This window comes from Chromohalobacter sarecensis (assembly GCF_023061135.1).
Taxonomy (GTDB): Bacteria; Pseudomonadota; Gammaproteobacteria; order Pseudomonadales; family Halomonadaceae; genus Chromohalobacter; species Chromohalobacter sarecensis.
Genome location: NZ_JAKGAN010000002.1, coordinates 477,393 through 496,120 on the forward strand (window position 1 = coordinate 477,393; position 18,728 = coordinate 496,120).

An 18,728-nucleotide genomic window follows, 5' to 3' on the forward strand; every position below is an offset into this window, starting at 1 on the left:
CATGCATGCAGTGGTATCCTGACGTCAATGAAAAGAAACGACCATGGCGTTTGCCTTGGTCGTTTTTTATTGAGATAAACGGGAGAGTGTAGCGTGTCCGATACCGCGATTCTGGAAATCGTCGAGCTTGCCGATGGCGAAGTCGTGCTGCGGCCTTCCGAAGCCGACGGCGAGCCATTGGTAAGCATTCGCTTCTCGGAGGAAGCGCTGGATCTATTGCGTCAGAGCCGCTTCGAGGTGGCGCGTCAGATGATCGACCATGCGATCACGCGCACACGCCTGTGGGAGGGCAATGAAGAAGAGTCACAAGAGGTTCCGGAAACGGTGCATTGATGCGCGTTGCTTGATGACCGATACTGGTGTTGTCGCCATGATGCTCGGCTGCCCACGAGGCACCGGGCATCGTTGTTCATGGCATCATGAATTTTGTTCATGATTACTTGAAAGATATGCAGTAGTCACGGGCGCCGAGGCGCGGCAAAGTGAGCCCCCTAATCTTCGAGCCGAGAGTCGAGAAACGCTATGAGCCAGTATCAGCCTCCATTTCGTGCCGACACCGTGGGTAGCCTGTTACGCAGTGACGAACTCAAGCAGGCGAGACGTCGCTTCCACGCCGGGGAAACCGACTATGCGGCATTGCGTGATGTCGAAGACGCCGAGATTCAGCGTGTCGTCGCCAAGCAGGAAGCACTGGGTCTCAAGGCGGTCACCGATGGTGAGTTCCGCCGCGCCTGGTGGCATTTCGATTTTCTCGAAGGCCTCAAGGGCGTAGAAGGCTATAGCTCGGATCAAGGGATTCAGTTTCAGGGGCGTCAGACACAGGCGCGCAGCGTGCGTGTGACCGATAAGCTGGGTTTCGATCCGAAGCATCCGATGCTCGACCACTTCCGTTTCCTGGCGGACACGGTCGACAAGGCGGCGCCGAAGATGACGCTGCCGAGTCCCAGTGTGCTGCACTTTCGTGGCGGGCGCCGCAATATCGACAGTAGCGTCTATCCTTCCTTGGATACCTTCTTCGCCGACCTGGCCGATACCTACCGTGACGTGGTCAAGCATTTCTACGCGGCGGGCTGTCGTTATCTTCAACTCGATGACACGGTGTGGGCGTATCTGTGCTCCGAGAAGGAGCTGGCGGCGGCGCGTGAGCGTGGCGAGGACGCCGATCGTCTGCAACACATCTATGCCGAGGTGCTCAACCACGCGCTGGCCGATCGCCCCGACGATCTGCATGTCAGCCTGCACGTTTGCCGGGGTAACTTCCGCTCGACGTGGATCAGCGAAGGGGGTTACGAGCCGGTTGCCGAGACGCTGCTGGGGCGCGTCGATGTCGATGCCTACTTCCTCGAATACGATACCGAGCGGGCGGGTGGTTTCGAGCCGCTACGTTTTCTGCCCGAAGGTCACAAGCAAGCCGTCCTGGGGCTGATCACCAGCAAAAGCGGCGAACTTGAGCCCGCGGATACGGTCAGCGCCCGCATTGCCGAAGCGTCGCGCTATGCGCCGCTTTCCCAGCTTTGCTTGAGCCCGCAGTGCGGTTTTGCCTCGACCGAGGAAGGCAATATGCTCAGCGAAACGCAGCAGTGGGACAAGCTGCGCCATGTCGTGGATATCGCCAAGGCCGTCTGGCAAGACTGAGTCTTGCTGTGCTGATCTGTTGTTCGCCTCTGCATGCTTGCATGTGGGGGCGTTTTATTGACTGGGCTCGCGTGACAGTTCAATGAAGGCGATGCGGATGGAGCGCTAAGCGTTGAATCATTCTGTGATGTAACGGTAAATCATCGCTTCTATAGTGGGAATTATGACGTCTAGCGGCGTCAGAAGTGTGTCCATTCGGCGACGAATAGGGATCTCTGGACCCCTTGATCATGGGCAGTGTGGGAAAATTTACCGTTTATCAGGCAATTGATATTGGCGAGATTAGCGGTATTCGTATTATCCTGTGGGCGGTACATGAGGGACCTGATGTATCAGGGCTTCATCACCACACACAGAAAGGTTTTCAAGGAGAACGCAGATGTTGTCCAACAGCAAGAACACGCTCAAGCTTCTGGTCGCTGCTGGCTCTCTGGCCGTGTTGGCCGGTTGTGCTTCTGGTCAAGAACAGATGAAGAGCGATATCGATCAGGCGCAGGCTGACGCGTCTGAAGCCAAGAGCATGTCTCAGCAGGCAATGAATGCTGCCGAGAAAGCGCAGCGCGATGCGAATGCCGCTCTCGAAGCGACTCAGCGTAACCGTGCCGAGATGGACCGTATGTTCGAGAAGTCCATGCGCAAGTAATGCGTAGGTAGTATCGGGCTGGCATTTCGATGTCTGGTCCAGGAAAGAGCCCCGCCATTGGTGGGGCTCTTTTCGTATGCAGCCGACGGGGATGACGTCCCCGGGGGCTTTCAGTGTACGCTAGCGCCTTGTCACGATCATTCGGAGTGGAACATGAGGCGATGGGCGCGTGCGTGGGTAATGACCTTGAGTGTGTTGTCGTTAGCGGTGTGGAGTGCGTCATATGCGCTTGCGAACGCCGATGACGAGGTTTGGCTCTTGATCGACGACAATGATTCCACGCTGGATATCTATCGCGGCGATACGCGTATCGAGCGTTTCGAGCCGGTGGCGTTGGGGCGGGGTGGAACCGCGCGTGTGCGTCAGCAAGGGAGTAGAATGACGCCTACCGGCGAATTTCATATCAACCGCATCAATCGCGACAGCAAGTTCAATATCTTCCTGGGAGTAGACTACCCCAAGCTCGAAACCGCACGTGAGGCGATGCAGGCAGGTTTGATGTCGCCGACCGAATATGCCGATTTCCAGGATGCTTACTATCGTGATGGGGCGCCGCCGCAGGATACGGTGCTGGGCGGCTATATCGGTATTCATGGTCTAGGCAGTAGCGATCCCGATATTCACCGGCGCTTTAACTGGACGGAAGGGTGTGTAGCCGTCACCAACGATCAGATTGAAAAACTGACGCGCCTGGTCTCGATCGGCACACGTGTCGTGATTCGTGGGGACGACGATGCACCGATCGATTCCCTGCGCGACAAGTCACAGGCGAGTACTCAGATCTCGACGGATTGATAGAGCAACAGCGGCGGTGTCGGCAAAGCGTCGTACAGGCTGCCGGGCAGCGGTTCGCGCGGTGTCTCTTCTTCCGGCTCGACGTTCAGTGCCACCGCTGCGCCATCGGGAATCAATACCGCGTCCGCTAGACGGCGGTGATCGATGTCGGTGTCGATATCGTGGTGTTTCAAGGTGGCAACGAGCGCTTCGTCGGCGTCGAGCACACGCTTGAGCACTGGCGAACGACGGTCTTCCTCGAGCAGCGGGAAGGACTGCACGTAGAGCGTCTCGTCGCGCCAGCCGAACTTGGTCGGCTCGCTCACCAGGTTTACCTGGGTGCCTATCGGGAGCTTGCCGAAGAGGTGCTCCACGTCCTCCGGGAACATGCGAATGCAGCCATGCGTCACGCGCATGCCGACACCTTGCGGGCGGTTGGTGCCATGGATCAGGTAGCCGGGAATGCCCAGGCGCATCTTGTACTTGCCCAGCGGGTTATCGGGGCCGGGCGGCACCACGTCAGGGAGTTCTCGGCCGTCCTCGGCGTGCTCTTTGATGATTGACTGCGGCGGATACCACGGCGGATTTTCCTGCTTTTGGGTGATCCGTGTTTCTCCCAGCGGCGTCGACCAGTCCATGCGTCCGACGCTGATGGCGTAGGTCTCCACCCGTGCCGGCTCTCCCTCCTTTTGCTCAGGGTAGTAATAGAGGCGCATTTCGGGGATGTTGACCACGACGCCTTCGTAGTCGGCATCGGGGAGAATAAAGCGCGTGGGAACCGTGACCTCGGTGCCTTCGCCGGGATACCAGACACTGGCGCCGGGATTGGCCCGGCGCATCTCCTCGTAGCCGATTCCGTAGTGGCGACCGATATCGAGCAGCGTATCTTCCTTCTCGGCCTCAATGACGCGTGTTTCGCCGACGATATTGCTGTCTTCGTCAATATCGAAACGGGTGACACGCTGATCGTGGGGGGCCTCCTCGGTTTGTGGCAAGCTGGTCGCCTCGGGGTCGATGACGGGGCCCGGGGCGGAATCGGCAAGCGCCAGCGTGGAGAGAGACAGCAAAGGGGCCAGCAAGAAGGGCGATAGGCCTCGGGAAGTAACCGGCATGGATAAGGACTCTTTTTCGTTCAGGCAAGTGGCGGACGCCACGATTACCTGCATTCTGGCGTATTTTCATGCCGACACAAGCCCTCGGCGGACTTGTGGCGTGCATCCGTACGTCTATGTAAGTCGCTGGCAGGGCACCCACCTTGATGGACGCTGCCTGTTACGCTGCTTCCGTTTTGCGATTGAGTTGTCCGAGTAACGCTTCGAGCAGGGCAAAGCGCTGTTCCTCGTCGCTCATGTCGCCGTCGAAGCGTAACGTGTCCGCGCCGTCGAGCCGGTAGTGCGCCGGATCCTGCTGGATCATCTGGACAAGCGTCATCGGGTCGACGGCGGTTTGCGTGCCGAAAGTGAGGCGGCCACGCTCGGCGCCGGCCTCAAGACGCACGATGCCCAAGCGTTCGGCACGCTGGCGTAGCCGGGTCTGACGGAACAGCGTCTTGAGCGGCCCGGGTAGCAGGCCGAAGCGATCGATCATCTCGACCTGCAATTCCTTGAGCTCGGCTTCATCCTCGGCATTGGCGATGCGCTTGTACATGATCAGGCGCTGCTGCACGTCGGGCAGGTAATCGCTGGGGATCAATGCCGGCAAGTTGAGGCTGATTTCTACGCCATCGTCCAGCGGCGACTCGATATTCGGCGTCTTGCCGCTCTTGATGGCCTTGACCGCGCGGTCGAGCATTTGCATGTAAAGGCTATAACCGACCGTTTCCATCTGCCCGCTTTGTTCATCGCCCAACAGTTCGCCAGCGCCGCGAATTTCCATGTCGTGACTGGCCAGCGTGAAGCCGGCCCCGAGATCCTCCGCTAGACCGATCGCTTCGAGGCGCTTGAGTGCGTCTTGGGTCATGGCCTTGGCCGGTGGCGTGAGGAGATAGGCGTACGCCTGATGGTGGCTGCGGCCGACACGCCCGCGCAGCTGGTGCAACTGGGCGAGCCCGAACTTGTCGGCGCGCTCGATGATGATGGTGTTGGCGCTGGGCACGTCGATGCCGGTTTCGATGATCGTCGAGCATACCAACACATTGAAACGCTTGTGGTAGAAGTCTGACATCACGCGTTCCAGCGCACGCTCGGGTAGCTGACCGTGGGCGACGCCGACGCGAGCTTCGGGCACCAGCTCGGCAACCCGTTCGGCGGTGGTTTCTATCGTTTTGACTTCGTTGTGCAGGAAGTAGACCTGGCCGCCACGCAGGATTTCGCGCAGCAGGGCTTCCTTCAGGACGCCTTCATTGCGCTGCTGCACGAAGGTCTTGACTGATAGGCGACGTGCCGGCGGCGTGGCGATGATCGAGAGATCGCGAATGCCGCTCATCGCCATGTTCAAGGTGCGGGGAATCGGCGTTGCGGTGAGCGTGAGAATATCGATCTCGGCCCGCAGGCTCTTGAGCTTTTCCTTCTGCGAGACGCCGAAGCGGTGCTCCTCGTCGATGATCAGCAGCCCCATGTTGGGAAGCGACATCGACTTGGAAAGCAGCTTGTGGGTGCCGATGACGATGTCGGCACGCCCTTCGGTGATGCGCTCCAGCGACGCTTGCTGTCCCTTGCCGGCGGTGAAGCGCGAGAGCAGTTCGATCTGCACCGCGGTATCCGCGAAGCGGTCGCGGAAATTGTCGTAGTGCTGTTGGGCCAGCAGAGTGGTGGGCACCAGCACCACCACTTGGCGGCCGGAATGCACGGCGAGAAAAGCCGCGCGCATGGCGACCTCTGTCTTGCCGAAACCTACGTCACCGCAGACCACGCGATCCATCGGGCGTGGTGCGGTCATGTCATCGATCACTGCATCGATGGCGGCATGTTGGTCGGGGGTTTCCTCGAAGGGAAAACTGGCCGTGAAGCGTGCGTATTCCTCATCGGGGACGTCGCAGGCGAAGCCCTCGCGTGCCTCGCGTCGGGCGTAGGTATCCAGCAGCTCGGCGGCGGTGTCGCGGACCTTCTCGGCTGCCTTGCGCTTGGCTTTATCCCAGGTTTCCGAACCTAGTTTATGCAGCGGAGCCAGTTCATCGGTGGCGCCGGCATAACGCGAGATAAGGTGCAGGCTATCCACCGGAACGTAGAGCTTGGCGCCGCCGGCGTATTCCAGCGCCAGAAATTCAGCGGCCTGACCACCGGCTTCGAGCGTCTCTAGCCCTTGGTAGCGGCCCACGCCGTGGCTCTGGTGGACCACTGGAGAGCCGGGGCGCAATTCTGCCAGGTGGCGAACGGCGAGCTCGTTGTCATCGGTTACCCGTCCCCGGCGGCGTGCCTGACGAACGACGTCACCGTACAGCTCGGTTTCAGTAATGACGCAGGTGGCGGGGCTGTCGAGCCATAGCCCTTCATCGAGACCGCCTGCGCAAATTGCCAGCGGCGCACTGCCATCCAGGAAGTGTTGCCAGCCATCGGCCACGGCTAGAGGGCGCTCCAGCGGGGCGAGGGTTTCTTCCAAGGCTTCGCGGCGCCCACTGGACTCGGCGACCAGCAACACGCGCGGGGCGTCGGGTGCACCGAGAAACGCTTCCAGCTTGGCGAGAGGGTGGCGCCCACGGGCCTGAATGGCCACGTCCGGCAGGGGGTGCGTAGCCGGCACCTTGGCATGCGAATGCGGTTCGTCGTCGTCAACCAGCGCCACGCGCGGGTGTTGCTTGATGGACGCGAAGACCTCGGGCACGGGCACGAAGGCATGTGCCGGTGGCAGCAAGGGCCGTGTGGGATCGACGCCAAGATTGTCGTAGCGACTTTCTATGGCGCTCCAGTGATGCTCGGCCGCCTCGTGGACGCCGGGCATTAGCGCGATGCGCGTATGCGCATTCAGATGCTCGAATAGGCTTGCGGTCTCCTCGAAGAACAGCGGCAGGTACTGCTCCAGCCCGGGAGAAGGAATGCCCTTGAGCGCGTCGTTGTACAGCGGACATTGACGAGGGTCGACGTCGAACAATGTCTCGAATCCCTCGCGGAAGCAGGCGATGGCCGAGCGCGACAGCGAATATTCGTGTGCCGGAAGCAATTCCACGCGCTCGACCTTGTCCAGGGAGCGCTGAGAATCAGGATTGAAATAGCGCAGTGTATCGACTTCGTCATCGAAGAGATCGATACGCAGAGGATGCTCGCTGCCCATCGGGTAAAGGTCGATCAAAGCACCACGAAGCGCGTATTCACCGGGTTCGTAAACGGTCTCCACGGCGCGGTAGCCAGCTCGCGATAGACGCTCCCGGAAGCCCTCCCTGTCGAGTTGCATGCCGGTGTGCAGCGTCAGGACACGACCGGCGATGTAGTCGGTGGGCGGGAGCCGTTGCATCAGGGTATTGATGGGCACCACGACGATGCCGCGCGTCCCTTCTTGTAGCTGACGCAGCGTCTTGAGACGTGCCGAGACGATGTCCTGATGCGGCGAAAAGCTGTCGTAGGGCAACGTTTCCCAGTCAGGGAACGACAAGATGGGGTGATCGGCGAAGAATTGCAGCGCGCCTTCGAGCCGTTGAGCGCTGGCGGTATCCGGAGTCACAACCATCAGTGGAGCGTCGTCGGCGAGGCGTGCCAGCGCCAGGGCGCTAGCGGCGGCGTGCGGACGTTGCCAGTAAACAGTGTCACGCAGGCCTTGGGGATGCGGTGGATCAAGCGGTGAAAAATACGACATGGTGCGCTTCATTTTTTAGGACGAGACGATGATAGCAGGCAAAACATGGGTTGGGGGCGATAAGCGGGTATTTAAAGCCGAGCCCGTCGCCGGTCTTGTAGTCGAAAACGGCCGCATAAATCGATGTTCAATGCCCTTTTTCGACCCTGTAGTCAAGGGCCTGTTGGTGTAGTGGAATTACACCGCATGCGACCAAGCACGCATTGCTAAGGGGGCGAAAGGCTACGGATAATGCGCTCGATTTCGTTCCCCGCTGCCGTGACGAGGCCCGCCGTGAGTCAAGAAAATCTCGAGACCTATTTCCAGGATTGGCAAGAAAACGAAGCCTTGGCTGAGGAGATGATCCCGCTGCTGGGACGCCTCTATCGCAAGTACAATGTCGTGCCGTCCCTTTACGGTCGTTCGCTGATCAATCGCTCGGTCATACGCATTCTCAAGAACCATCGCTACGTCAAAAAAGTTGAGGGGACCGAGCTCTCGGTCCGCGATACGTTGCCGATGGTCAAGGCCATGACCGAGCTCGAGTTGGGGCCGGCGCACATCGACATCGGCAAGTTGGGGGTGGCCTTCAAGCGCTCCGGGCAAGACGACATTCGGGCCTTCCTCGAAACGGAGCTCGCCGATATCGTGGGTCGTCATGCGGATACCGGCATGGGTGGCGAACCCAAGGATGTCGTGCTCTACGGCTTCGGGCGCATCGGTCGCTTGCTGGCGCGTATCATGATCGAGAAGGCGGGCGGCGGTAACTTGCTGCGTCTGCGTGCCATCGTGGTACGGGGTGGCGGCGATGATCTGGAGAAACGTGCCAGTCTGTTGCGCCGCGATAGCGTGCACGGACCGTTCGCCGGCACGATCCGGGTCGATCATGAGAACCAGGCGATCATCGCCAACGGCAATTATATCCAGATCATTCATGCCGATTCGCCCAGTGAGATCGATTACACCGCATACGGCATCCAGAGCGCCCTGGTCGTCGATAACACTGGCAAATGGCGTGACGAGGAAGGCCTGTCCCAGCATCTGGCGTCCCAGGGCGTGGCGAAGGTGCTACTGACCGCGCCCGGCAAGGGCAGCGTCAAGAATATCGTGCCGGGTATCAATCAGGATGATATCAGCGATGATGACCGTGTGTTGTCTGCGGCCTCGTGCACGACTAACGCTATCGTGCCGGTTCTCAAGGCGGTCAATGACGAGTTCGGTATCGTCCACGGGCATGTCGAGACGGTGCATGCCTACACCAACGACCAGAATTTGATCGACAACTATCACAAGGGCGACCGCCGGGGGCGCAGTGCCGCACTGAACATGGTGCTGACCGAAACTGGTGCCGCCAAGGCCGTGGCCAAGGCACTGCCCGAGCTGTCGGGCAAGCTCTCTGGAAATGCCATTCGCGTACCCACGCCGGATGTCTCCATGGCCATCCTCAATCTTACGCTGGACAAGGCCACCGACCGCGAGGCGCTGAACGAGTACCTGCGCGACATGGCCTTGCATTCCCGCATGCAAAAGCAGATCGATTACGTCGACTCACCGGAGGTGGTGTCGTCTGATTTCGTCGGCAATCGCCATGCCGGCATCGTCGATGCCCAGGCGACGATCGCCGAAGATCATCAGGTCGTGCTCTATGTGTGGTACGACAACGAGTTCGGCTATAGCTGTCAGGTCGTGCGTATCCTGCAGCACATGTCCAACGTGCGCTTCGTGTACCTGCCGCGCGAGACGCGCTGAGTCCTCCCCGTCTCTTTACCCCTGCACCCTGCGCCCCGATTTCGGGGCGTAGTCGTGTCTCGCATGCATTATTTTAAGCCTCATACTTCCTAAGGTTATGTAGTCATTTGGGGTTCGTCTCTCTATAATGGTGCCCGATTTTGGGGACGGCCCTTGGCCATGGGCCGAAAGAAGCAATCGTCTGATAAGAAAAGAATCCGACTCCCGTGAAGATTGCCCGTGCTGCTCAGCGTGCCTACAAGACGCGTGGCAAGTGTGTGGCCGTTCATGGACCCCTTTCCTTTCGAAACATCAGATCCGACAACTGGGCGAGACTATGATCGAAGTCAAACGAGGCCTGGATCTCCCCATCGCCGGGTCGCCCGAGCAGCGCATATACGATGCGCCGCCCGTGCGGCAGGTGGCGATCCTCGGTACCGACTACGTGGGCATGAAGCCGACGATGGAGGTCCGAGAGGGGGACAAGGTAAAGCTGGGCCAGCTACTGTTCACCGACAAGAAAATCCCGGGTGTACGGTTCACGGCACCAGGCGCAGGCGAGGTGGTGGCGATCAACCGTGGCGAGAAGCGGCGTCTGCTGTCGGTTGTCATCAAGCTCGATGATCACGAAGAGGCCGTACCCTTCACGGCGCATGGCGCGGATGCGCTGGAACGCTTGGAGCGCCAGACGGTCGTTGATCAATTGGTCGATTCAGGGCTCTGGACGGCATTCAGGACTCGCCCTTATTCCCGCACGCCCGCACCCGATGCGACTCCCGCCGATATTTTCGTTACCGCCATCGATACGCACCCTCTTTCAGCCGACCCCAATGTGGTAATCGGTGAGGACGCCGCTGCGTTCGAGCAGGGGCTCAAGGTGCTCAAGCACCTAACGCCAGGTCAGGTGTTCGTCTGCCATGGGCAAGGCGCCGAGCTGCCGGGCAGTGAGCTCGAAGGCGTGCGTTCCGAGGCCTTTGCCGGCCGGCATCCCGCCGGACTGGTGGGCACCCATATCCATTATCTCTCGCCGGTGAGTCTTGCGCGTCAGGTGTGGCATCTCGGCTATCAAGATGTCATCGCCTTCGGCAAGCTGTTTGCCGAAGGGCGCCTTGAGACACAGCGCGTTGTGGCCGTCGGCGGGCCGCGCGCCAAGCAGCCGCGCTTGTTGCGGACGCGTCTCGGGGCGAGCAGCAGTGAATTGCTGGAAGGTGAGATCGAGTCGCCCGATGACGCTCGCGTGATTTCAGGGTCGGTCTTCGGTGGCGAGATCGCCGAAGGCTCGCGGCGCTTCCTGGGCCGTTTTCATCGCCAATTCACGCTGCTCGAAGAGGGCAACAAGCGTGCCTTCCTGGGCTGGCTGTCGCCCGGGTTGCGGCGTCACTCGGTGATGGGCATCTATGTCTCTCAATTCTTGGGGCTCAATAAGTATTCGCCGGATACGTCTACCAATGGTTCCGAACGCGCCATGGTGCCGGTGGGCGCCTACGAACGTGTGATGCCGCTGGATATCATGCCGACGCAGCTGCTGCGCTCATTGATCGTGGGCGACATCGAGTCCTCGATGGAACTCGGCTGTCTGGAGCTGGATGAAGAAGATCTCGCGCTTTGTACCTACGTTTGCCCCGGCAAGTACGAGTACGGCCCCATCCTGCGTGATAACCTCACCATGATCGAGAAAGAGGTCTGACGATGGGAATTCGTAACACGCTCGACAAGCTCGAGCCGCATTTTCACCAGGGTGGTAAATACGAGAAGTTCTACGCGCTGTACGAAGCGGTCGATACGATCTTCTATACGCCCCCGGACGTGACCAAGAGCACGGCGCACGTGCGTGATGGCATCGATCTCAAGCGCATCATGATCACGGTATGGCTGTGTACTTTTCCGGCGATGTTCTTCGGCATGTACAACGCTGGCCTGCAGGCCAACGTGGCGATGGGCGAGGGTTTCGGCGCGCTGAGCGGATGGCGTGAGGCCATCACCATGGTACTGGCGGGGAGTCACGATCCCGGCAGTATCTGGGCCAATTTTGTGCTCGGCGCCACTTATTTCTTGCCTATCTACCTGGTAACTTTCCTCGTCGGCGGGTTTTGGGAAGTGCTGTTCGCCGTCAAGCGCGGCCATGAGGTCAACGAAGGCTTCTTCGTCACTTCCGTGCTGTTTGCATTGATCCTGCCGGCAACTATTCCGTTGTGGCAGGTGGCCTTGGGGATTACCTTCGGGGTTGTGATCGGCAAGGAAATTTTCGGCGGCACTGGCAAGAACTTCCTGAACCCGGCGCTGACCGGGCGCGCCTTCTTGTACTTCGCCTATCCGGCGCAGATTTCCGGCGATAGCGTGTGGGTTCCTGCCGACGGCTATACCGGTGCCACTGCACTTTCCACTGCGGCGCAGAACGGCATGGGGGCCGTGCAGCAGGCCTATAGCTGGTGGGATGCTTTCCTGGGCTTCATCCCCGGCTCGGTGGGGGAAACGTCAACATTGGCAATCCTCATCGGCGCGGTGGTCTTGTTGATTACGCGTATTGCCTCGTGGCGCATCATGCTGGGCGTGTTCGTGGGCATGGCACTGACCGCCATGCTGTTCACCTCCATCGGTTCGGACAGCAACCCGATGTTCGGCATGCCGTGGTACTGGCATTTCGTGGTCGGTGGTTTCGCTTTCGGGATGGTATTCATGGCCACCGATCCGGTATCGGCGTCGATGACGGATCGTGGCAAGTTGCTGTTCGGTCTCTTGATCGGGGTGCTGACGGTATTGATTCGCGTGGTCAACCCCGCGTTTCCGGAAGGCATCATGCTGGCGATTCTGTTTGCCAACCTGTTCGCGCCGATGATCGATCACTTCTTCGTGCAGGCCAATATCAAGCGCCGCCATAAGCGTGATGCCGCGTATTCCACCGCGACGACCGAGGAGACCACCTGATGGCCAGTAACAATTCCATCAAGAAAACGCTAACGGTCGCACTCGCGCTGTGCATCGTATGTTCGGTGGTGGTATCGACCGCCGCCGTGGTCTTGCAGCCTACTCAGCAGAAGAATCAGGAGCTCGACCGCAAGAGCAACATCCTGCAGGTGGCCAATCTCTACGAGCCGGGGATGGACGTCGACGATGCGTTCGATGAGCTGATTACCTCGCGCGTGATCAACCTGGAAACCGGCGAGTACAGTGATCGTTTCGATCCGCAAAGTTACGATCAGTTCGATGCCGCCAGAGACCCTGCGACATCCCGCACCCTGTCCGGGGAAGAAGATAGTGCGGGCATTGGCCGCGAAGAGATGTACTCGACGGTCTATCTGGTGGGCGACGATCCCGATGACCCCGAGCAGATCATTCTGCCGATTCGCGGCCAGGGTCTGTGGGGGCTGATGCGTGGTTTCTTCGCTATCGAAGGCGATGGGAATACCATTATTGGGTTGTCCTACTACTCTCATTCCGAAACACCGGGGCTGGGTGGCGAGGTCGACAATCCTCGTTGGAAGTCGAAGTGGCAGGGCAAGGAGATTTATGCAGAAGATGGCATGAGTCCCGATATCTCCCTGGTTAAGGGCGGCGCCGACAACAAGTATGAAGTCGATGCCTTGTCGGGGGCGACGCTGACGAGCCGCGGCGTTACCAACATGCTGCATTTCTGGCTGAGCGAGAGTGGCTTCGGCCCCTACCTCGCCCGCTTCCACGGCAACTCCGAAGGAGCGTGAACATGGCTGCTGAATCCGTAAAAGACGTTGTTCTCTCGCCGGTCTTCAAGAACAACCCGATCGCGCTGCAGGTGCTGGGGATTTGTTCGGCACTGGCGGTGACCAACTCCATGAGTGTGTCGTTGGTCATGGGCCTGGCCGTTATCGCGGTCACGGCGTGTTCCAACCTGTTCGTTTCGTTGATTCGTCAGCATATTCCGTCGTCGATCCGCATCATCGTGCAAATGACCATCATCGCCTCGCTGGTCATCGTGGTCGACCAAGTGCTCAAGGCGTATGCCTACGAGATGTCCAAGCAGTTGTCGGTTTTCGTCGGGCTGATCATCACCAACTGCATCGTCATGGGCCGTGCCGAGGCCTATGCCATGCAAAACGGGCCCGTCATGAGCTTTCTCGATGGGGTCGGTAACGGCTTGGGTTATGCCGTGATTCTGCTGATCGTCGGCTTCTTCCGTGAGCTTTTCGGTTCCGGCAGCGTCTTCGGCTTCACGGTGCTTACGCCGGTGCAGGACGGTGGCTGGTACGTGCCCAACGGCCTGATGCTGTTGCCGCCCTCGGCATTCTTCGTCATTGGCTTGATTATCTGGGTCCTGCGGAGCATGCGTACCGAGCAGGTCGAAAAAGCCGAGTACCGGATCGTGGCCAACAGCAAGGCTAAGATTAAGGAGTCCGTGTGATGTTCGAGCATTACCTGAGCCTCTTCGTCAAGGCAGTGTTCGTGGAGAACATGGCACTGGCGTTTTTCCTCGGCATGTGTACGTTTCTTGCCGTTTCCAAGAAGGTTTCCTCGGCCATCGGGCTGGGGATCGCGGTCGTGGTGGTGCTGACCATCACCGTGCCGGTCAACAACCTGATCCTGACGTATCTATTGAAGGAAGGGGCGCTGACTTGGACGGGCCTTGAAGGCGCCGAAAATATCGACCTTTCGTTCCTGGGTCTTTTGAGTTATATCGGCGTCATCGCGGCGCTGGTACAGATCCTCGAGATGTTTCTCGATAAATTCGTCCCCTCGCTCTATAACGCACTGGGGGTTTTCCTGCCGTTGATCACGGTGAATTGCGCGATTCTCGGCGCGTCGCTGTTCATGGTCGAACGTAGCTACAACTTCGGCGAGTCGGTGATCTATGGTGCTGGGGCCGGCTTCGGCTGGGCACTGGCGATCGCTGCATTGGCGGGGATTCGTGAAAAGCTCAAGTACAGTGACGTGCCGGCCAGCCTTCAAGGGTTAGGGATTACGTTCATTACCGTCGGACTGATGTCATTGGGCTTCATGTCCTTCTCCGGCATCCAGCTCTAAGCAACGGAAATAGGAAACCGACATGGTTGATACATCCATCATCGTGCTCGGCGTCGTCATGTTCACCGCGATCGTGCTTGGTCTGGTGGCCGTGATCCTGACGGCGCGTAGTCGTCTGGTCAGCAGTGGCGACGTCTCCATCGAGATCAATGGCGACCCCGAGAACACCTTGACGACCCAGGCCGGCGGCAAGTTGCTGCAAACGCTGGCTGCCAACGGCATCTTTCTTTCCTCCGCGTGCGGCGGCGGAGGGTCCTGCGCGCAGTGCCGGTGCCGTGTGTCCGATGGAGGGGGCTCGATTCTGCCCACTGAAGAGTCTCACTTCACCCTGCGCGAGAAGAAGGAGGGCTGGCGGCTGTCTTGTCAGGTGCCGGTCAAGCAGGACATGAAAGTAGAGGTGCCCGAGGAGGTCTTCGGCGTCAAGAAGTGGGAATGCGAGGTCACTGAAAATCCCAACGTCGCTACTTTCATCAAGGAGCTCAACCTCAAGCTTCCCGAAGGTGAGGATGTGGCTTTCCGCGCCGGGGGTTATGTTCAGCTGGTGGCGCCGCCCTACGACATCAAGTTCTCGGATTTCGATATCGAGGAAGAGTATCGCGGCGATTGGGAAAAGTTCAGTCTCTTCGATGTTTCCCACAAGAACGATGAGGAAATCATTCGCGCGTACTCGATGGCTAACTATCCGGATGAAAAGGGCATCCTCAAGTTCAACATCCGTATCGCCACGCCGCCACCTAATACCGATCATCCCCCGGGGCTGATGTCGACGTATACCTTCTCGCTCAAGCCGGGCGACAAGGTGACGGTAATGGGGCCCTTCGGCGAGTTCTTTGCCAAGGACACCGATGCGGAAATGATCTTCATCGGTGGCGGCGCAGGCATGGCGCCCATGCGCAGCCATATCTTCGATCAGCTCAAGCGCCTCAAATCGTCGCGCAAGATTACGTTCTGGTACGGTGCGCGCTCCTGGCGTGAGACCTTCTATAATGAAGAATATGACCAGCTGGCCGAAGAGTTCGGGAATTTCGAATGGCACCTCGCGCTCTCCGATCCCTTACCGGAAGACAACTGGGAAGGTGACACCGGTTTCATCCATAACGTGCTTTATGAAAAGTACCTTAAAGATCATCCAGCGCCTGAAGACTGCGAATACTATATGTGTGGCCCACCCATCATGAACGCATCGGTCATCAAGATGCTGACCGACATGGGTGTAGAGCCTGAAAACATCATGCTGGACGACTTCGGCGGATGAGACTCGCAGCATACTGTGCGGGATCGGCCTGGAAAGGACTGGTCCTGCTTGTGTTATTGGTGCTGGTCGGATGCGATCAACCGCCGCAGGCGCATCGTTTCGAGGGTCCCATCTTTGGGACGGGCTACCATGTGACCGTCTATGGCGACTTCAGCGATAAGCAACTGGCTTCGCTGGAGGCGGGCATCAAGGAGTCGCTCGAGGAGGTCGATCATCTAATGTCGACCTATAAGTCCGGCTCGGAGTTGTCGCGTTTCAATGCCGCGCCGGTGAATGAGCCGTTCGAATTATCCTCTCCCACGGCGAACGTGATCGGGGAAGCGATCGACATCGGCGATCTCTCGAATGGGGCCTTCGATATCACCATCGGTAGTGCGGTCAACCTGTGGGGCTTCGGTCCCGAGATGCGTCCTGACGAAGTACCAAGCGACGATGACATCGCCCAGGCGCTGGACAAGGTCGGCTACCAGGCGCTGAAATTGAAAGGCAATCGTCTGACCAAGACCCAGCCGGTGTATGTCGATCTTTCGGGCATCGCCAAGGGGTTCGGGGTCGACCAAGTAGCGTCTCGCCTGGATGCGTTGGGCGTGACGTCTTATCTCGTGGAGGTTGGTGGCGAGATCCGTACGCGGGGCGCCAAGCCCAATGGCGAGCCTTGGCGCATCGCCGTGGAAAAGCCGATCTCCCAAGAACGTAGCGTACAACGCGTGCTTGAACTCGAAGACGTGGCGGTGGCGACATCGGGGGATTACCGCAATTATTATGAGGAAGATGGCCAGCGTTTTTCGCATACCATCGACCCGCGTACCGGTCGTCCGATCACCCATCATCTCGCCTCGGTGACGGTCGTCTCCAAGCGTAGCGCGACGGCCGATGGGCTGGCGACGGCGCTCGAGGTTTTGGGGCCCGAGAAAGCCATGGCGTTGGCTAATCGCGAGGATATTGCGGCTTATTTCATCGTCAAAACCGATGAAGGTTTCAAGACAGAACTTAGCGAGGCGTTTCATACCTATCTTGCGGATGAGCCGTCCGAAGGGGAAAAGCAATGACACTATGGCTGTTGGTATTCGCATTGATGCTGTTGCTGCTGGCGGGTATGGCCATCGGCGTCATTCTCGGCCGTAAGCCCATCGCAGGCTCATGCGGGGGGCTCAATCAGTTGGGCCTCAAGGAGGGATGCGACATCTGCGGTGGGAATGACAAGGTCTGCGAAGAAGAGAATCAAAAGCGCCGCAAGAGTGCGCGTCGTTCCAGCGACGAGAACCGAGGCGCCGACCTCGGCTACGACGCCGTTCGACGCTGATCGCACTCGTCAATCAATACTCACACTGGAATCGTTGGTTTGAGTCCAAGGCGCCTTAGGGCGTGTCCCGACATGATATTGCGGGAAATACGGGTATGTGCCGCCGATAGCGGCGCACCTCGTCATCCCCGCTTGCCGTGGCCAGTCTTGCGTTGAGGCTTATCGCAGCGGTTCCTCATGCACCGAGAGGAGCAGGCGAACCTAATGGCAGTTCACAATTATGATGTGGTGGTGATTGGCTCGGGTCCCGCAGGCGAAAGCGCTGCGATCAACGCGGCCAAGCACGGTAAGCGTGTGGCCATCGTCGAGAAGCAACAAGCGGTGGGCGGCAACTGCACCCACTGGGGGACGATCCCGTCCAAGGCGCTACGCCACCAAGTCAAGCAGATCATGCAGTTCAATACCAACCGCATGTTCCGCGACATCGGCGAACCGCGCTGGTTTTCCTTTCCTCGTGTGCTTGAACGTTCCAAGGTAACCATCGACCAGCAGGTCGAGATGCGTACCCAGTTCTATTCGCGCAATCGTATCGATCTTTTCTTCGGGGTGGCGAACTTCCGTGACGAGCACACCCTGATCGTGCGTGACAACCAGGAAGGCGTCGAAGAGCTATGTGCCCAGCAGTTCGTGATCGCCACGGGTTCTCGGCCTTATCGTCCCGCCGATATCAACTTCCGGCATCCCCGCATTTATTGTTCGGACACCATTCTAGGGCTATCGCATACGCCTCGTAACTTGATCATCTTCGGGGCAGGGGTCATTGGGTCCGAGTATGCGTCGATCTTTTCAGGACTCGGCGTCAAGGTCGACTTGATCGATATGCGTGAGCGCCTACTGTCGTTCCTCGACGACGAGATCAGCGACGCGCTTTCCTACCATCTGCGCCAGAATGGCGTGTTGGTACGTCATAACGAAGACTACGAAAGCATCGAAGGCGATGAATCGGGTGTGGTCGTCAAACTCAAGTCCGGCAAGCGTCTGCGCGGGGATGCGTTTCTGTGGGCCAACGGACGTACCGGCAATACCGATCAATTAGGGCTGGAAAACATCGGCCTCGAACCCAATGGACGCGGTCAGCTACAGGTCGATGAGCACTATCGCACCATGGTGCCGCATATCTATGCCGTAGGCGATGTCATCGGTTGGCCGAGTCTAGCCAGCGCCGCCTACGATCAGGGACGCAGTGCTAGCGATGACTTCCTGGAGGAAGACTTCCGCTTCGTCGAGGACATTCCCACTGGTATCTATACGATTCCCGAGATCAGTTCGGTGGGCAAGGGCGAACGCGAGTTGACCGAAGCCAAGGTGCCCTACGAGATAGCGCAGGCGTTCTTCAAGGACACCGCGCGTGCGCAGATCACCGGAGATACGGTGGGAATGCTCAAGATCCTCTTCCACCGCGAGACGCTCGAGATACTGGGGATTCACTGCTTCGGCGACCAAGCCTCCGAGATCGTGCATATCGGCCAGGCCATCATGCAGCAAAAGGGCGAGGCCAATACCCTGAAGTATTTCATCAATACCACCTTCAACTATCCGACCATGGCCGAGGCGTATCGTGTCGCGGCGCAAAATGGCCTGAACCGTATATTCTGATACGGGGCGATATGGGCCTTGAGCATTTGCCGGCGTGGATCGGCATTCGACGAGCCGGCACTTGTGCCGGCTCGTTGCATTGGGGTATCAATCGC

The 18,728-nt window shown here is 59.0% G+C and carries 16 protein-coding genes; 14 read left to right on the forward strand and 2 right to left on the reverse strand.

What is annotated here, in order from left to right; all coding sequences use genetic code 11:
* The first annotated feature begins 93 nt into the window (after positions 1-93).
* From L1071_RS05075 to L1071_RS05090, 4 genes are all read left to right on the forward strand, one after another.
* On the forward strand, positions 94-333 hold the full coding sequence (locus L1071_RS05075) for a hypothetical protein (RefSeq protein ID WP_246969476.1): 240 nt from the start codon (positions 94-96) through the stop codon (positions 331-333).
* 189 nt (positions 334-522) lie between these two features.
* Positions 523-1,635, forward strand: a complete 1,113-nt coding sequence (locus tag L1071_RS05080) for a cobalamin-independent methionine synthase II family protein (protein WP_246969479.1) — start codon at positions 523-525, stop codon at positions 1,633-1,635.
* Positions 1,636-2,014: 379 nt separating this feature from the next.
* A complete protein-coding gene (locus L1071_RS05085; RefSeq protein WP_075367878.1) occupies positions 2,015-2,278 on the forward strand; it encodes an Lpp/OprI family alanine-zipper lipoprotein in 264 nt (87 codons plus the stop codon).
* Positions 2,279-2,536: 258 nt separating this feature from the next.
* Positions 2,537-3,073: a L,D-transpeptidase family protein gene (locus L1071_RS05090; RefSeq protein WP_246969481.1), complete on the forward strand. Its 537-nt coding sequence runs from the start codon at positions 2,537-2,539 to the stop codon at positions 3,071-3,073.
* Here the strand turns inward: L1071_RS05090 and L1071_RS05095 are convergent.
* Together L1071_RS05095 and mfd are read right to left on the reverse strand one after the other, a co-directional pair.
* Positions 3,055-4,164: a L,D-transpeptidase family protein gene (locus L1071_RS05095; RefSeq protein WP_246969483.1), complete on the reverse strand. Its 1,110-nt coding sequence runs from the start codon at positions 4,162-4,164 to the stop codon at positions 3,055-3,057. The two genes, L1071_RS05090 and L1071_RS05095, sit on opposite strands and share 19 nt — an antisense overlap.
* Positions 4,165-4,324: 160 nt before the next feature.
* Positions 4,325-7,777, reverse strand: coding sequence for a transcription-repair coupling factor (mfd, locus tag L1071_RS05100; RefSeq protein WP_246969485.1), 3,453 nt, complete (start codon positions 7,775-7,777; stop codon positions 4,325-4,327).
* Positions 7,778-8,050: 273 nt separating this feature from the next.
* Between mfd and L1071_RS05105 the strand changes: the two genes are divergently transcribed.
* The 10 genes from L1071_RS05105 to sthA all read left to right on the forward strand — a co-directional run bounded on the left by L1071_RS05105 (position 8,051) and on the right by sthA (position 18,633).
* Complete coding sequence (locus tag L1071_RS05105) at positions 8,051-9,505, forward strand: glyceraldehyde-3-phosphate dehydrogenase (RefSeq protein ID WP_246969487.1); 1,455 nt, start codon at positions 8,051-8,053, stop codon at positions 9,503-9,505.
* Positions 9,506-9,821: 316 nt separating this feature from the next.
* The gene (locus L1071_RS05110; RefSeq protein ID WP_246969489.1) at positions 9,822-11,171 is read left to right on the forward strand and encodes a Na(+)-translocating NADH-quinone reductase subunit A; all 1,350 of its coding nucleotides are present in this window, start codon (positions 9,822-9,824) and stop codon (positions 11,169-11,171) included.
* A gap of 2 nt (positions 11,172-11,173) precedes the next feature.
* On the forward strand, positions 11,174-12,409 hold the full coding sequence (locus L1071_RS05115) for an NADH:ubiquinone reductase (Na(+)-transporting) subunit B (protein WP_246969491.1): 1,236 nt from the start codon (positions 11,174-11,176) through the stop codon (positions 12,407-12,409).
* On the forward strand, positions 12,406-13,182 hold the full coding sequence (locus tag L1071_RS05120) for a Na(+)-translocating NADH-quinone reductase subunit C (RefSeq protein ID WP_246969835.1): 777 nt from the start codon (positions 12,406-12,408) through the stop codon (positions 13,180-13,182). Before L1071_RS05115 ends, L1071_RS05120 begins: the two co-directional genes overlap by 4 nt.
* A gap of 2 nt (positions 13,183-13,184) precedes the next feature.
* Positions 13,185-13,859 carry an NADH:ubiquinone reductase (Na(+)-transporting) subunit D gene (locus L1071_RS05125; protein ID WP_246969493.1) on the forward strand — a complete coding sequence of 225 codons (675 nt, stop codon included), beginning with the start codon at positions 13,185-13,187 and terminating at the stop codon, positions 13,857-13,859.
* On the forward strand, positions 13,859-14,479 hold the full coding sequence (gene nqrE / locus L1071_RS05130) for an NADH:ubiquinone reductase (Na(+)-transporting) subunit E (RefSeq protein WP_040243701.1): 621 nt from the start codon (positions 13,859-13,861) through the stop codon (positions 14,477-14,479). Before L1071_RS05125 ends, nqrE begins: the two co-directional genes overlap by 1 nt.
* A gap of 22 nt (positions 14,480-14,501) precedes the next feature.
* Complete coding sequence (gene nqrF / locus L1071_RS05135; protein ID WP_246969495.1) at positions 14,502-15,734, forward strand: NADH:ubiquinone reductase (Na(+)-transporting) subunit F; 1,233 nt, start codon at positions 14,502-14,504, stop codon at positions 15,732-15,734.
* Entirely contained in the window at positions 15,731-16,783 is a 1,053-nt protein-coding gene (locus L1071_RS05140) for an FAD:protein FMN transferase (protein WP_246969497.1), read from the forward strand. Before nqrF ends, L1071_RS05140 begins: the two co-directional genes overlap by 4 nt.
* A complete protein-coding gene (gene nqrM, locus L1071_RS05145; RefSeq protein ID WP_075367888.1) occupies positions 16,780-17,037 on the forward strand; it encodes a (Na+)-NQR maturation NqrM in 258 nt (85 codons plus the stop codon). Before L1071_RS05140 ends, nqrM begins: the two co-directional genes overlap by 4 nt.
* A gap of 177 nt (positions 17,038-17,214) precedes the next feature.
* Positions 17,215-18,633: a Si-specific NAD(P)(+) transhydrogenase gene (gene sthA, locus L1071_RS05150; RefSeq protein ID WP_281504427.1), complete on the forward strand. Its 1,419-nt coding sequence runs from the start codon at positions 17,215-17,217 to the stop codon at positions 18,631-18,633.
* Positions 18,634-18,728: the final 95 nt, after the last annotated feature.